The organism is Caballeronia sp. SEWSISQ10-4 2 (assembly GCF_030464885.1).
In the GTDB taxonomy this organism is placed as follows: domain Bacteria; phylum Pseudomonadota; class Gammaproteobacteria; order Burkholderiales; family Burkholderiaceae; genus Caballeronia.
Map to the genome: position 1 here is coordinate 108,886 of NZ_JALPRJ010000005.1, position 15,732 is coordinate 124,617.

At 57.6% G+C, this 15,732-nt stretch carries 13 protein-coding genes; 6 read left to right on the forward strand and 7 right to left on the reverse strand.

Going from position 1 to position 15,732, the window contains the following annotated elements; translation table 11 throughout:
* Window positions 1-55 precede the first annotated feature (55 nt).
* From M0D69_RS04965 to M0D69_RS04990, 6 genes are all read right to left on the reverse strand, one after another.
* Complete coding sequence (locus tag M0D69_RS04965) at window positions 56-1,315, reverse strand: DUF445 domain-containing protein (protein ID WP_301780961.1); 1,260 nt, start codon at window positions 1,313-1,315, stop codon at window positions 56-58.
* Window positions 1,312-2,154: a poly(3-hydroxyalkanoate) depolymerase gene (phaZ, locus tag M0D69_RS04970; protein WP_301780962.1), complete on the reverse strand. Its 843-nt coding sequence runs from the start codon at window positions 2,152-2,154 to the stop codon at window positions 1,312-1,314. The genes M0D69_RS04965 and phaZ overlap by 4 nt, the downstream gene beginning before the upstream one ends.
* Before the next feature lie 72 nt (window positions 2,155-2,226).
* Entirely contained in the window at window positions 2,227-2,649 is a 423-nt protein-coding gene (gene phaP, locus M0D69_RS04975; RefSeq protein WP_301780963.1) for a TIGR01841 family phasin, read from the reverse strand.
* A gap of 94 nt (window positions 2,650-2,743) precedes the next feature.
* On the reverse strand, window positions 2,744-4,450 hold the full coding sequence (locus M0D69_RS04980) for an alpha/beta fold hydrolase (protein WP_301780964.1): 1,707 nt from the start codon (window positions 4,448-4,450) through the stop codon (window positions 2,744-2,746).
* Between the two features lie 60 nt (window positions 4,451-4,510).
* On the reverse strand, window positions 4,511-4,975 hold the full coding sequence (locus M0D69_RS04985) for a MaoC family dehydratase (protein ID WP_301780965.1): 465 nt from the start codon (window positions 4,973-4,975) through the stop codon (window positions 4,511-4,513).
* 24 nt (window positions 4,976-4,999) lie between these two features.
* On the reverse strand, window positions 5,000-6,649 hold the full coding sequence (locus M0D69_RS04990) for a fatty acid--CoA ligase (RefSeq protein WP_301780966.1): 1,650 nt from the start codon (window positions 6,647-6,649) through the stop codon (window positions 5,000-5,002).
* Between the two features lie 337 nt (window positions 6,650-6,986).
* On the opposite strand from M0D69_RS04990, the gene M0D69_RS04995 reads away from it, so the two are divergent.
* The 6 genes from M0D69_RS04995 to M0D69_RS05020 all read left to right on the forward strand — a co-directional run bounded on the left by M0D69_RS04995 (window position 6,987) and on the right by M0D69_RS05020 (window position 13,920).
* On the forward strand, window positions 6,987-8,297 hold the full coding sequence (locus M0D69_RS04995) for an aromatic ring-hydroxylating dioxygenase subunit alpha (protein WP_301780967.1): 1,311 nt from the start codon (window positions 6,987-6,989) through the stop codon (window positions 8,295-8,297).
* Between the two features lies 1 nt (window position 8,298).
* Complete coding sequence (locus tag M0D69_RS05000; protein WP_301780968.1) at window positions 8,299-8,796, forward strand: aromatic-ring-hydroxylating dioxygenase subunit beta; 498 nt, start codon at window positions 8,299-8,301, stop codon at window positions 8,794-8,796.
* Between the two features lie 7 nt (window positions 8,797-8,803).
* On the forward strand, window positions 8,804-9,190 hold the full coding sequence (locus M0D69_RS05005; RefSeq protein WP_301780969.1) for a tautomerase family protein: 387 nt from the start codon (window positions 8,804-8,806) through the stop codon (window positions 9,188-9,190).
* Window positions 9,191-9,487: 297 nt separating this feature from the next.
* Window positions 9,488-10,762: an MFS transporter gene (locus M0D69_RS05010; protein ID WP_301780970.1), complete on the forward strand. Its 1,275-nt coding sequence runs from the start codon at window positions 9,488-9,490 to the stop codon at window positions 10,760-10,762.
* Between the two features lie 136 nt (window positions 10,763-10,898).
* Entirely contained in the window at window positions 10,899-12,101 is a 1,203-nt protein-coding gene (locus tag M0D69_RS05015; RefSeq protein ID WP_301780971.1) for a porin, read from the forward strand.
* 394 nt (window positions 12,102-12,495) lie between these two features.
* The gene (locus M0D69_RS05020) at window positions 12,496-13,920 is read left to right on the forward strand and encodes an MFS transporter (RefSeq protein ID WP_301780972.1); all 1,425 of its coding nucleotides are present in this window, start codon (window positions 12,496-12,498) and stop codon (window positions 13,918-13,920) included.
* A 169-nt stretch (window positions 13,921-14,089) separates the two neighbouring features.
* On the opposite strand, the gene M0D69_RS05025 is transcribed toward M0D69_RS05020, so the two are convergent.
* Window positions 14,090-15,553, reverse strand: a complete 1,464-nt coding sequence (locus M0D69_RS05025; protein ID WP_301780973.1) for an ATP-binding protein — start codon at window positions 15,551-15,553, stop codon at window positions 14,090-14,092.
* Window positions 15,554-15,732 lie beyond the last annotated feature (179 nt).

The following is a 15,732-nucleotide window of genomic DNA, read 5'->3' on the forward strand; positions in this document are numbered from 1 at the left end:
ACCGCATATCCGCGATTGCGTCTCCTGTTGCGGCGGCTGATCAAAAGCGGACATGTCACCGGGTCGCAAATAGCGCGGTTGCATGGATCAGGACGCCGACCACGCCACCGACGAACGTGCCATTGATACGGATGTATTGCAGGTCGCGACCAATCTCCGCTTCAATCTTCCGGCTGACTTCCTCTGCATTCCAGCTTTTCACGACCTCGGTGATCAGCGCCGGGATCTGGCGCCGATAGCGCACAACCAGCGTGTGAGCGAGATCAAGCCACCACGCGTTCAGCTTATGTTGCATCGCACGCTCCCTCCGCAGGCCCTTGCCTAGCGAAGCCAGCAGACTGGCCGCTACTGCGCGGACGAGTGAGTTTTCGCGATTCACGTCCGCTGTCACTCGCGTTCGGACCTGGTCAAGCAGCACTCGAGGGTAATCACCGTTCCTGAGGTGCCGCACGCAGTCGCGCATCAACCCTTTGCCAAAGCGGCGATGGACCGCGGATGTTTGCAGCTGGACGATCAGATCCTGCATGGCTTCGTCGAACTGGCGGCGAAGCTCGTGCTGCTCGTTCGCGACGACTTCATGAAGCAGAGCAACGATGCCTTCGACGAATTTATCGACGATGTAGGCGTCAAGCCGGGCGGGCGTGTATCTCGACGCCGTGCTGAATTTCGCCTTGATCAGGTCCACGTTGAGCGTGAGCCACTGCTCCAGCGCCTGAAGTCCACGATCCAGCAGGGGCTGGTGCCGATCGCCTTCAGTCACGACTTTCAGGATGTTGCCGGCGATGCGGGATACATCGAGCGTGCGCAGCAGCATCACCGAGCGATCGAAGAATCGCGCGACGTCCGCGTCATCGATGCCGTTCAGCAGTCCGGGGAGGGAGTCTGCCACCACGTCCGCTATTGCCCGGCTGTTCGCCGGCTCGGCCAGCCACTCAGCCAGCGCTCTTGAGGCATTGTGGTCGCGTAGTCTGCCGGTGACGAGCTCCGGCGTCAGGAAATTTTCCTCGACGAAATTGCCCAGACTCTCGGCGATTCGCTGCTGGTTCTGCGCAATGATCGCGGTGTGCGGGATCGGCATACCAAACGGATGCCGGAACAACGCGACCACGGCGTACCAGTCTGCTATGGCGCCGACGGTGCCGGCCTCAGCAAACGCGCGCAACCAGGTCAGCCAGGGATACTCAGCTTGGTAGACGACGCACGCGAACAGCAGCGCGATCATGGCGCCCAGCAAGCACGTCGCAGTTCGTCGCATCCGCTTGAAACGGACTGCTTTCCGGTCCTCCCTCGCATCAGATGTTGCGTTGTCAGTCATGCATCTGAACTCGACTCCTGCCGCAGGAATCTGCGCACCACGGGAGCAACGTCCTTTGCGCGGGCGATGAGGAACAGATGGCCGTCGTCGATCACATAAAGCGTCGCATTGCGGATGCGGGCGGCGAGAATCTTCGCGTTGCTCAAGGGCACGATAGGATCGTCGTTGCCATGCATGACCAACGTCATCTGGCGCAAGGTGCCGAGCCACGGCAGACTGGACCAGCCCCAGGCGGCAAGCAGCTGGTAGATGTATCCACGGCCGCGCGGCGCCTGGATGTGACGGCTGTGTTCCATCAGCAAGGCGGGATCCCGCCGGTACGCTCCGCCGTATATTTCGGCGCCTATCTTTTGAAGGTATGCGGGATCTGTGTAGCGGCGCGGTCCAATCAGTTTCGACAGCACCGAGAGCTTGGCCGGCACCATCACGACGCCCGGCGAAGTCGCCGCCAGGATCAGCCTGCGGCAACGCACGGGATACAGATGCGCGAATTGCTGCGCGAGCGCGCCGCCCCAGGATACGCCGAGCACGTCGACTGGCCCTTCATAGCCAAGCCGCGACAGCAGCTTGTCGGTCAGCACGGAAAGCGTCGAGAAGCGATACGGCGCGGCCGGCGCTGGCGAGCCGCCTACGCCGGGGATATCGAAGATGATGACCTCGACGTCCTCCAGCGCCGCGGCGAACGGCTCGACCAGTTCGAGATTGGCGCCGATGCCGTTGAATATGAGCAGCGGCGGCGACACGTCGCTGCCGTGCCGGATACCGACGCGAAGCGCCTGGCCATCCAGATCGATCGTCTGGATTTGCATGCCGCAGACAAACTCAGGACTCTTGTCCATTTCTCTCATCCGGGTGACTTTCAGGCAGGGCATCTCGTCGGACGCATTGGCGCTTCGCATTGCAGTACTGCGCTATTTTTTGGGTTGCAAGAGCGCCCTCGACTCCTCGACGTTCTCCGCAACGCGCCTGCCGATCACCGCCAAACTATCGGACTGGGTCTTGCAGGCCGTATCCGCCAGCTCCTGCATGTTCGCCAAACTCTTGCGCCATACCTGTTGGACCAGTTCGCCCGCGCTCGCGAAAGGCTTGCCTTCCGACGCAGTCCGTTGCGTGACTAGCGACTGCAACCCGGTCATCGTCGAGCCCACGATTTCTGCCTGCTTTTGACCGAGCGCCTGCATCCCCGTGAGCGCCGCCGTGTTGGCCGCCAGCAGCGCCTCGATGTCCTTGCGCCGCGACTCCAGAATGGCGGCGACGTCAATGCCCGGCAGCTTGAACTGCCCGATCATCCTGGTGTACTCGGCGAAAAGGCTTTGAGGATTGGTTGATTCCATTATCAAATCTCCGGAAGAACTGCGTTGAATAAGTCGTGGTGTTAATACGGACGTTACGGACGTGGTGCTGCGAATACGGACGTGGTGCTGCGCATCACGTTTGAGTAACGTAGGTCCCGGGCGCCGCGACCGTCGGCGGATGCCGCTTGCTGCCGAGCGACTCCGGTGCGGCTCGCCGTTCACCGGAACGTGCGATCAGCCAGTCTCTCCAATTGCCCCACCACGAGTCCTTTTCGGTTTGGGCAGCGGTGAGCCATTCGTCGGGACTCGCCGGCAGTTCGGAGTTGAGGAAGAACTTCGACTTTGGATTGCCCGGCGGATTGATCAGGCTCTGGATGTGGCCGCTCGAACTCAGTACGAACCGTGTATTGCCTCCGAACGTCCTTGCCGTGTTGTACACACCCTTCCACGGCGTGATGTGATCTGTAATGCCGGCCACGACATACTTGTCGCACTTCACGTTGGACAGATCAATCGGCGTACCCAGGATGGTCAGCGCACGAGGCTTGCTGAACAGATTACCTGTGAAAATGTCGAGCAACTGGCCGTGGAGCCTGGCGGGCAACCGGGTGGTGTCGTTGTTCCAGTAAAGGATGTCGAACACAGGAGGAGTGTTGCCCAGCAGATAGTTATTGACCCAGTAGTTCCACACCAGATCGTTGGGTCTCATCCATGCGAACACGCGGCCCATCTCCTCACCGGCGAGCACACCTTTGGCCGTACTGTTCTGTTTGGCCGCCGCGATGGTTTCCGGCGTGGCAAAGAGACCGATTTGCGACTCGGCCGTACTGTCGAGTACGGCCACCATTAGCGTGGCGGCATTGACCATCTTTTCGCCGCGGCCCGCCAGGTGCCCAAGCAACGCCGCGATGGTCATCGCGCCGGAGCAGGCGCCGTGCAGGTTGATGTCTTCGCTGCCGGTGATGTCCCGCACCGCTGCGATGGCTTCGAGCAGCGCGGTGACGTAGGTGTCCAGGTCCCAGTCACGTTGCTCGGCAGTGGGATTGCGCCAGCTCACGACGAACACCTGGAACTCGCTCTTCACCAGATAGTCGACGATGCTCTTGCCCTCGGACAGGTCGAAAACGTAGAACTTGTTGATCTGGGGCGGCACGATCAGTTGCGGGCGAGCGTAGACCTCGCGGGTCGCCGGCGTGTACTGGATCAGTTCAAGCACCTCGTTGCGAAACACCACCGCTCCCGGTGAGGCAGCCAGATTCTTGCCCACCTCGAACGCAGTTTTGTCCACCTGCGCGGGCATCCCATGGTTCTTCAGCATGTCCGTCAGGATGTTCCTGAAACCGCCAAGCAGGCTTGCGCCTCCTGATTCGATGATCTTCTTGAGCGCAGCTGGATTACCGATCAGCGTGTTCGTCGGTGCCAGTGCATCGGTGAGGAGCGACAGCACGAACTGCGCGCGTTCCTTGCTCTTGTCATCCAGCGCCGATCTGTCGACAAAACCCGTCAGCGCGTTGCGCCAGGCAAGATAGCTTTGCAGCGTGATGCGGTACAGCGAATTGTCCCGCCACGCAGGATCGTTAAAGCGTTTATCGCCTTGCAGCGGCGTCAACGTCGCGTTGCCGCACAATACCGAAATCAGCTCGCGGGCCAAGGCCGCTTCCTGCTCCACAAGCAACGTGGGGTGCTGAACCGCTTGCGCACCGATCTGCTGGGCGGTGGCTAGAATATCGCACGGACGCACCCCGACGAACGGGTTCGGGCCGAGCATGCCCTCGGTCGCGCTAACCGCGAGATCGTCCGGCGCGCCGCTTTTCGACGGGTTGTCCTTGCTTGCTGCCATTTGACTGCTCCTTAAATTGCTCCCTGAGTTACGTCCTCGACTTCCTCAGCCGGTTCAGTGTCAGGTCACCAGCATCGCCAAGGTTTCCGCGATCAGCGCCGGCTTGTCCTCGCCCTCGATCTGCAACTCGTTTGCGGTCTTCAAGATGACGCGGCCACCACCTTTTTCCTCAACCGCGAGCAGCACCACACGGCTTCGCACGCGTGCTCCGGCTTTCACTGGCACGACGAAGCGCACTTTGTCCAGCCCGTAGTTCAGGCCGGCCCTTGCGTCCGCAGGGATGATGCCCACGTCGATCGCCAGTGCTGCCAGCAACGAGAGCGTCAGGTAGCCATGAGCGATCGTGTCGCCGTAGGGGCTCTCGCGTCTCGCGCGCTCCACGTCCACGTGGATCCACTGCTTGTCGCCAGTGCACTGCGCGAATGCGTCGATGCGTGCCTGATCGACGACGACCCACTCCGACACGCCCAACTCCCTGTCGACGAAGTCGCCAAGCGTCGCCACGCTATATCCCTGGATGCTCATCGGTTGTCTCCTCTTTTTGATCGGTCAGGCGAACTGGTCGCGCATCCACTTCTTGTTCATCTTGCCGACGCTCGTCTTCTCCAGCGCATCCACGAACTTGACGATCTGCGGCACCGCATACTTCGAGATCTGCCCTGTTTCACTGAACGCGAGGACATGCTTTCTGATGTCTTCCTCAGTAACCGTTGTCGGGACATCCGCCTTGAGAACCACCAGCGCGACGGGCCGTTCGCCCCATTTATCATCTTTGATTCCGATCACCGCAACTTCGGCGACGTCCGGGTGCCGCGAGATCAAGCTCTCGATTTCGAGCGACGATACCCACTCGCCGCCAGACTTGATCACGTCCTTGATGCGATCGGTGATCTGCAGACAGCCTGCAGTGTCGATGTTCCCGATGTCCTGGGTATGCAGATAGCCGCCTTCCCAAAGCTGCGCGGAGGCCGCCGGATTTTTCAGGTAGCCCTGGGTCAGCCAGGGGGCGCGCACGACGATCTCCCCGTGTGCCTGTCCGTCGTGCGCAACGTCCTTCATCGCGTCATTGACAACGCGCAGATCGACGAGCGGTACGGGCAAACCGGCCTTGCAGCGCTGGCGCACCTCCTCATCGGTATCGAGCGGTTCAGGGCCAGGCTTTAGCTGCGCGAGACTCAGCACGGGGCAGGTCTCGGACATGCCGTATCCGGTAAAGATATCAATGCCGCGGTCGAGCGCGGCACGCGCGAGGCCGTGAGGCAATGCGCCCCCGCCAATGATGATCTTCCATCCGCTCAGATCGGCAGTCTTGGCCTCTGGGCAACTCAACACCATGTGCATGATCGTGCCGACGCAATGCGAGAACGTGACGCCTTCGTCGCGCACGAGCTGCACCAGCCGGTCCGGCACATAGCGGCCCGGATAGACCTGCTTCACTCCGAGCACGGTGGCAATGTAGGGCATGCCCCACGCGTGCACATGAAACATCGGCGTGAGCGGCATATACACGTCACCGCGGTGAAAGCGCTGACCAGACACCGGACTCGATAACGCAGCCATCAAGGTGATGGTGTGCAAAACCAGCTGACGATGCGAGAAGTAGACGCCCTTGGGCAAGCCAGTTGTGCCGGTCGTGTAGAACGTGGTGGCTCGCGTGTTTTCGTCGAAGTCCGGAAACTCATAGCTGGGCGAACTGGCGGCAAGCATCGCCTCGTATTCGACGGAAAACGGGATGGTGTGTGCGCAAGCTTCACTGCCGTCTTCGGCGATCCACAAGAATGTGCGCACCGTTTCGAGCTGGTCCTTGATCGCTTCGACCACAGGCAGAAAATCGGTGTGGACAAGCAGCACGTCCGCGCCTGCATGATTGATCGTGTAGGCGATCTCCGCTGGCGAAAGTCGCACGTTGACCGTCTGCAGCACGGCTCCCATCATCGGGACCGCGAAGTAGCATTCGAGGTAACGGTGACTGTCCCAGTCCATCACGGCGACGGTACTGCCATGCCGCGTTCCAAGCTGGCTCAAACCGTTGGCCAGCCGTCCAATGCGTTCGCGCAGCGTCGTGTAGGTCAGCCGCTTCTGACCCCGGTAGACGATCTCCTGGTCCGGCGCGTGGGCGAGTGGCGTGTGCAGCAGATGCTTGATCAGCAACGGATAAGCATAAGCCGATGGAGCTGAATCCATAAACTCATCCTGCATCTACGTCTCCTTAAGTCTGATAGCTCATACCCGCCTGGCACGCTCGATTCATCATCAGCGTTCGAGCACGGTGGCATTCCGGGTTGATGTCAATGGTCAATGCGATCGGCGTCCGGGACCATCCCCCGAACGGGGGAACCGATCAGTTGCACGACACACGGCAGGCTTGGAGACGTACCCCTTGTCGGCATTGGTCGACGTGATCGACGTGGTCGATTGAGGTTCTATTATTTGTGTGACTGATTTTATATCTGATTTTAAATCAATTTGACCTATTGACACGGCCCCGCGACAATCCCCTGCACAACAACGCCCCTTCTCTATTTGCAGGTGATCGATGACACGAGCCCACGATGCCGTTGAAGGCCAATGCTCGGCCTACAAGACGATTGACGCGAGCGCGTTATATAAGCGCGCCGAATTCGATCGTGTTTCCCCGTCGCTTTACTACGATCCAGCGATCTTCGAAGCTGAGCTCGAACGCATCTTCTACAAGACCTGGATTTGGGTTGCGCACGAAAGCGAGCTGCCCGATCTAGGTGACTTCCGCACGACCCTCATCGGTCGGCAACCGGTGATCGTGGTGCGTGACAAGACCGGTACGATCAACGTGCTTGAGAACCGGTGCCGTCACCGTGGCGCGACCGTCTGCGAGCAACACAAAGGTAACGCGCGCGGCTTTACGTGTCCATATCACAGCTGGTCCTACGCCCTTGATGGCGCCCTTCGCGCGCTGCCCTACGGAGATGGTTACGAAGGCATTGTCGAAAAAAGCGAACTACCGCTGAAGAGCCTGCGTGTCGGCGTATATCAAGGACTGATTTTCGCAAGCTTTAACCAGGCGATCGAACCGCTGGAAGATTTCCTTGGCGGCGCGAAGCCATGGATTGATCTATTCATGAAGCAAGGCGCCGGTTTTCCTCTCAAGGCCAATGGCGAACACAAGTTCAAGTTCAAGGGGAACTGGAAGATCCAACTCGAAAATACGACCGATCTCTACCACTTCCCTGTCGTTCACAAGTCGTGGATGAAAAGTATCGACGATGAAACCGCGACAGCCATTACCAGCTTCATGACAAGCGAGAAGGCGTTCTGCCGCTCATTGGGAAACGGGCATAGTCTGGCGGTGCTGGTCCCTGAGATCGTCGACCTCGACGAAGACAATGGCGAACCCATTCCTGCTCGCTACCAAGCGCTGGCAGACTCTCTCGCGAAGGAGTATCCGCTGGACCAAGTGAGGCGCATCGTGCGCTCTCTCATGGGTGTCGGCTTCAATCTAAATCTCTTTCCAAACCTGGCGTTGTCGATGGCGTTCTTCCGCGTATTGCGCCCGATCTCGGCGGAGGAAACGGAAATTCGACACGTCGCGCTCGGTATGGACGGCGGCCCTGAAGAGGCGAATCAAGCCCGCCTTCGAGTCCACGAACACTTTCAAGGGCCCTTCGGTTTCGGTAGCCCGGACGACGCAGAAGCGTGGGAACGGGTTCAGCGTGGCTCACATGCGGGACCCGACGTTCCCATTCTCGTGAACCGCGGATTGAATCGTGAAGTGACGTCAGAGAACGGCGAAAAAACTGCGCACGCAACTGACGAAACCGGAATGCGCGCTGCCTACGAAAAGTGGCGCCAAATGATGGAACAAAACTGACATGGACGCCAATAACGCCCTTCTTTCGCAAGCCGCATTCGCAAAAACGGTGCAATTCATTGGGCTCGAGGCCGAGCTTCTGGATCGCAAGGATTATCGCGGATGGCTTGACTTGTGGTCCCCGTCCGGCATCTACGTGGTTCCGATCGATCCTGAGACCACCGATTTCTCCGCGACGCTCAACTACGCATACGACGATCAGCACATGCGGGAATTGCGGGTAGAGCGATTGACATCGGGATACTCGCCATCGGCCGCCGATGCTGCGCGAACTGTGCGGACGGTCTCTCGATTCACGATCGCTAGCGCCTCAGCCACCATCGTGGAACTGCGTTCTGCTCAGATTGTGGTTGCGTACAAACGTGGCGCCGCGACACTCTTCGCCGCCGATGTCGAACATCGCATCAGCTTTGCCGAAGGCAAGCCTCGCATAGAGCAGAAGGTAGTGAGGCTCATCGATTCGACTGATACGCTCAACGCCATCGGCTTCTTGCTCTGAACCTATCATGCCAACGCTCGAAGTCTTTATTCCCGAAGGCCACACGATTAATACGAAGGCCGAGTTAATTTCCGCATTGACTGATGCAACCGTCGACTCGATCGGCGCACCGGCCGAGTCCGTGCGCTTGCTTCTCAACGAGATGCCCGGCTGCAACTTTGGCATTGGCGGCAAAACGACCGCCAGCGGCGCACCGCCTTCGCTTCCTGTGATCCTTGCCATATTGATCGCCGGCCGCACGGAGCAACAGAAGTCAGCGTTGATTGCGGCGCTTAGCAATTCGTGCGCGCGTGTTCTCGATGCCCCGCTCGCCCCGATACGCGTGATGATCAAGGACATTCCGAACACAGACTTCGGCATCGCCGGCTTGACTGCGAAGGCACTTGGCCGGTGACGCGTCACCGCGCGGGGCAAGCGTATGTCGGCCCTTCCGAGCGACTTTTCATAAATGAGGACGTAGAGCAAGAGCCGCTAAATACGGCTCGCAGGTGGTCCCGCAGCCTTAAGTCCTTATAGAAAACGCCCATTTTTCGCTGGCCTCAAATATTCACGGCACTGATTTGACAAGCCACATTTGATCAATTTGACTTAGTTTTACTGCAACCATACATTTGCTCCTGAAAAATATAGCTTAGTGAGGCTAACAATGTCGTCCACACATACGGCTCTGACTCCAACGGCGATTTCGTCGATGGACGAGAGAGCTATTCGCAAGATCGTGGTGGCCTCTGTCGCCGGAAACGCGATGGAGTGGTACGACTTCTTCGCTTATGGCACAGCAGCGGCGATTGTTTTCGGCCAGCTGTTTTTTCCCGTTGGCTCGGACCCTCTGCTTGGGACTCTGGGAGCCTTCGCAGCATTTGCAATGGGTTTTGTCGCTCGACCATTAGGCGGAATTGTCTTCGGGCATATTGGCGACCGCTTAGGAAGGAAAGCCTCGCTCATCTGGACTTTGTCGATCATGGGCGCCGCTACGTTCGCTATCGGCCTTCTTCCAACCTACGCGCAGGCCGGAGTCTGGTCACCGGTCGCGCTTGTGGTTCTGCGCTTGTTGCAAGGCATCGCGTCGGGTGGCGAATGGGGCGGCGGTGTCCTGATGATCAGCGAAAGCGCGCCTCCAGAGAAGCGCGGCTTCTATGCAGCATGGAGCCAACTTGGCGTCGGGGCTGGCTTTGTGCTCTCGTCTGCGGCATTCCTTGCGGTGCAAACACTTCCACGAGACGATTTTATGGCTTGGGGATGGAGACTGCCCTTTCTTGCAAGCATCGCGATCTTCGCAATCGGCGTCTATATCCGGAAAAGTATCCCCGAAAGTCATGATTTTGCCGAAGCAAAGAAGTCCGGCAAGACCGCTGAACTTCCGATCGTTGAAGTGATTCGTCGACACCCGAAAGAGATCCTTTTGGCTATGGGTTTGCGCTTTGCAGAAAATGGAGGTGCTTACATATTTCTTGCCTTTTCGCTCGTGTACGGAAAATTTATCGGTATTTCCGGATCGGTCATGTTATCTGCCGTGATGCTGGCGATGATCGTCGAAATGTTCGCCATGCTGGGGTGGGGGAAACTCTCCGACCAGATTGGACGCAAGCCCGTTTACATGTTTGGCGCGCTGGCACTTATTGCAATGGCATTTCCGTTCTTCTGGATGCTCGATACAAAGCAGACACCCGTCGTTTATCTCGCCTTCCTTCTCGGTACAGCCGTTTGCCACGGAGCGATGATTGGCATGCTCCCGGCCCTCGTGGGAGAGCTCTTTAGTACAGAAGTTCGTTACACGGGAGTCGCTCTTGGGCACGAAGTCGCTTCGGTGTTTGCCGGTGGCTTATCACCCCTGATAGCGACCGCGCTGCTTGCGAAATACCACGCTTTTTGGCCAGTTTCCGTGTTTCTTGTGCTGCTTGGCCTCGTGACGGTGATTTCGCTGATTTTCACACGTGAGACCTCACAGGGACGTCTCGTGCGCTGAAACATCGCGTTACTTTAGCTACACCAGCTGCCTTTTAAAATTGCCGTGAATTCTTTTAATTACATAGTAATACTTATCAAAAACCGGAAATCATTATCCGGATTACATAGCAACCTGGATCTTGGAGATCTAAATCATGAAGAAGTCACTTCTGGCGCTGACAACTATCTCTGCCTTCTCGGGACTAGCGCACGCGCAAAGCAGCGTCACGCTATACGGCATCGTTGATGACGGTTTTAACTGGACGTCAAACGCTGGCGGCACCCATTTATATAACGTCTCGAGCGGTGTTATTCAGGCTAGCCGTTGGGGCTTGAGAGGCGGAGAAGACCTGGGCGGCGGTCTCAAAGCGGTCTTCGTCCTCGAGAACGGATTTGACCTCAACAGTGGCTCCCTGGGACAAAAAAATCGCGGAAGTTCGCAAGGGCTGGAATTTGGCCGTCAGGCTTACGTCGGTCTTTCGAGCAAATTCGGCACGGTGACGCTCGGGCGCCAGTACGATTCCGTAGTCGACTACGTTGGTCAATTTGAAGCCGGCGATCAATGGGGCGGCTATATCGCGGCCCATCCGGGAGACCTGGACAACATCAACAACGCGTATCGGGTCAACAATGCGCTCAAATACGCAAGCGCCAACTACAGCGGCTTCACGTTTGGCGGCGTGTACAGCTTGGGCGGTATTGCCGGCGACTACTCGCGCAATCAACTTTGGTCGGTGGGCGCCGGTTACTCCAACGGGCCAGTCATGTTAGCCGCTGCGTACCTGAACGCGAGAAACCCAAATGTCGGATTTTTCGCAGATAACGGAGCGAGCACAGCGGCGACAGCTAGCACGAACTTTATTTCATCCCCTGTGTATAGCGGCTATGCGTCAGCTCACACTTATCAGGTCATAGCTGCAGGAGGCGCCTATACCTTCGGTCGAGCCACGGTGGGCGCGACCTATTCGAATACGCAGTTCCTGAATTTAGGAGACACCGCCACATCGGGGCCTAATCCGAAGGCGTACACCGGCAACGCCACCTTCAACAACGCGGAAATCAATTTCAAATATCAGCTGACACCCGCCCTGCTTCTCGGTGCCGCCTTCGACTACACGAAAGGCAGCGACGTAACTACGCGGACGGGCACGAGCGGAGGTGCGAAGTATTATCAGGGAGCACTGGGTGTCGACTACTTCCTCTCCAAACGAACGGACCTCTACGCAATCGCTGTTTATCAAAAAGCGAGTGGAACGGATTCAACGGGTGCGACCGCAGTAGCCGCTATCAACAATCTGACGCCCTCCACTACTGATCGACAAAGCACGGTTCGTATCGGGATACGTCACAAGTTCTAACCGATGCGGCACTTTCTCCGAGGTGCGTTGCAAGGACACGATTGAGCAAGCCCTAGTCAAGCTTTCTCAATCGATGAAGCAACCGGAGCGCTTCGGTATGCACCGAGGTACAGCCCTTCTATTTTTTTAAGCAGCGCTCGCGGTGATGCCGGGTTGGAATGGCAAAGACTGAGGGCTGGGAGAAAGTGAGTGCGTCGTTGGTTGCCGCCATACGGAAACCAGGCGACGCATGTTATACGCTGCTCCCCCATCTGTTTGCAAATCTGGCTACTTACGCCGCGTACTTGCCGTTCGCGGGATCGTCTCAACGCTGATTTCCAAACGGTCGTAACGACGTGCGTCCCGATGCCATGCGATCGCTCGTTACACCGATATCTGAACCCTGGAGAGTCTCATGGCCATAGCATCACGTAACGCCCTTTCTAAACCCAGCTACGTTTACGAATGGTACGTGGTCCTGATATGCATGCTCGCGTACGTGTTTTCCTTCGTCGACCGCCAGGTTCTTGCGTTGATGATCGAACCGATCAAGAGAGACTTGCAGATCAGCGATACGCAGTTCAGTCTCTTGCAAGGCTTTGCCTTTTCGCTTTTCTACGCCGTAATGGGCATGCCCATCGCGTATCTTGCTGACCGCTTTGCACGCCCCAGGATCATCGCGATCGGCATTGCGTTGTGGAGCCTCGCTACAGCTGCATGTGGCGCGAGCCAGAACTTCCTGCAGATGTTCGTTGCAAGAATGGGAGTGGGTGTCGGCGAAGCCGCATTATCGCCTGCGACGTATTCCATGCTAAGCGACCTCTTTCCGCGCGAGAGACTTGGACGGGCAGTCGGGGTCTATTCGCTCGGCTCGTTTATAGGCGGCGGCATGGCTTTCTTGATCGGCGGCTATGTCATCGGCCTGCTTAAGCAGATGGCTACGGTAACCGTTCCAGTAATCGGCACGATACGGTCCTGGCAAGTCACGTTTCTCATCGTCGGCCTGCCCGGCATTCTGATCGCACTGGTTTTCATACTTACCGTGCGCAATCCGCAGCGCAAGGGACTCACGCGCGATGCGACAGGCCAGCAAGAACGAGTGTCGATGGTTCGCGCGCTCCGCTTCATAGGCTCACACCGAAAGACCTTTTCTTGCCACTACTTGGGGTTCTCTTTCTATGCAATGACGCTTTACTGCCTCATGAGCTGGACGCCCGCATTCTATATACGCCACTTCGGCTTCACGCCAATGCAGGCAGGCTACACGCTCGGAACAATCTTGCTCGTGGCCAACACCACCGGAGTGTTCGCAGGCGGTTGGCTAAGCGACACGCTGTTAAAACGCGGCCGAACGGATGGCCCGATGTTAGCCGGCCTGATCGGGGCAATTGGGCTCCTCTTACCTGCCGTCGCATTTACTCTGGTCGAGAACCTCAACGCGTCACTGGCCTTGCTTGTCGTCGCTATGTTCTTTGCATCGTTTCCTCTGCCGACGTCGACTGCGGCGATGCAAATGCTTGCTCCAAATCAGATGCGCGCTCAGATTTCCGCTGTGTTTCTGCTCGTCTCCAATCTGATTGGACTTGGTGTCGGAACGACTATCGTTGCGCTGATCACGGACAAAATTCTCGTCTCTCCCAAGGAGGTTGGAGTCTCAATGTCCATCGTAAATCTGGTCGCGACGCTGCTTGCGATATTTCTTCTTTGGCTTGGATGTTCGCACTTTCGCAGGAGTGTTAGTCACGAAGATCAACATAAGGCCCGTGCACTAGAAGACGACTCGCCTAAGCATGACACGTCAAATCCGACGAATATTCCGGCACCTCAGCAAGTTAATTAAAGCAACCTCACTTGCACGATTCGAACTTTTTAATCAATTTTCCAGATTATCAAGCCGATCGTATTGTTGAGGATAACGGCGCGCGCGGCAAGGCTGAACGTGCAAGCAACGCGGTCATCTGTTGCTGCGCTCCCCGTTCGAAGATCAGCATGGAGACGGCGGCATATGACTAGGAAAGCGGCAGCGAAAACCGGCATTCGAGGCCTTGAGGAACGACAGCGGTGGCAGCGATCGTTCCGCCGTGACGCGTAACAATATTCTTGCAAAGCGTTAAACCTATGCCGTTACCCCCGACTTTCGAAGACGAGAATCCGTCGAAAAGGCGATCGTGTGATCCTTTTGGCACACCAGGGCCGGTGTCTAACACCCGTACAACTGCGCTTTCCGACTCACGCTCGGTAACGAGCCGGATGACACGCAGCCCCTGAGAGTCACGAAGCGCATCGACGGCGTTGAACGCCAGATTCAAGATCACCTGTCCGATCAATACCGTTTCACAGATCACGTAAAGCGGCTCGTTCGCCTGGTCCACCTCCACACGAATGTTCGCTTCCCGAGCCCGTAACTCCACGAAGTAAATCACGTCCGCCAGCACGCCCCGCAGGTCGACGCGTGCTTCGATCGGCTCGCGCTTGACGATGTATCCGCGCACGCTCCTGATGATTAGTGCGGCATGTTCGGCTTCTCGATCCGCGCTGCGAAGCCCCCAAATAACGTCATCTACGGAGCCGGGCTGTTGCAACCGTCTAATAGCCCCTTCGAGGAAATTGCGAACCGCCGCAAGCGGCTGACTCAGCTCGTGTGCAATCGCGGTAGCCATCTCGCCCATCGCGTTGTAGCGGCCCGCATATTCAAGTTTTCGCGCTTCAACGCGACGCACTTCTTCGACCTCTACTTCCTCGGTAACGTCCCTGAAATGAATCAGCCTTCCGTTAAGGTCGTCCTCGATCTCAATACCCCTGGCTGTGATCCGCAACCACCGCGGCGTCCCATCCTTCTGTGTGATCTTGTAGCGCTGCGGCTCCGAGGGGCAAAGTCGTGGCGCAACTTCAAGCTGATGTAGAAAACGCCCGCGCTCCTCCTCATTGCAATAGTCGAGCATGGTGTGAATCGCCTCGCCCTCTTGTCCACCGAGCACACGCCGTCCCGAATCGCTGATGAATCGTACAGTGCCGTCAGGCGCAAGCACCGCGACACCTTCGCTGAGATCTTGCATGAACTCCCGCAGCCGCGTTTCGTACTGACGCAGTTGCTGTTTCAAGGTGTCCTCGGCGCTGATATCACGAAACTGGACCATTACAACGTCCCGCTCCGAAAGTGGCACGTAGGTTGCGATGGCTTCTGACAGCATGTCTATCCCGTCCCGCGACCGGTAGCACCACTCATACACCTGCGGACCTTGAGTCATCGACCGGTCCATTGCGCTCACTCCAACCTCGCGCGGATATTTCCCTCCCGGCCGCGTCATGTCCTGCGCCTTGAGCGGCAAGAGGTCCTCCAAGGAAAATCCAAGCGCGGTGCATGCCGCCCGGTTAGCCCAAACAATGGCTTTCGTTTGCGCATCGTGAAGTAAGACGCAGAGTGACATCGCCTCGATCAGACGTCTGAAATCGCTCTCGACTGGCGGATTCATAGCAGGGACCTCATGTAGATCTCTAAGCAATGCCTTTACGATACTACGTGCGTCGGGGAAGACACCTAAAGTTTTCTTTAGAGCAGTTGGGGAAAGCCTGAAGAAGTATGTGCCACCTCCCAATTGATCCGCGATTTTTAGCTTTCTAGACTCGGTTCAAGCCTGCAGGAAGCTGCTTC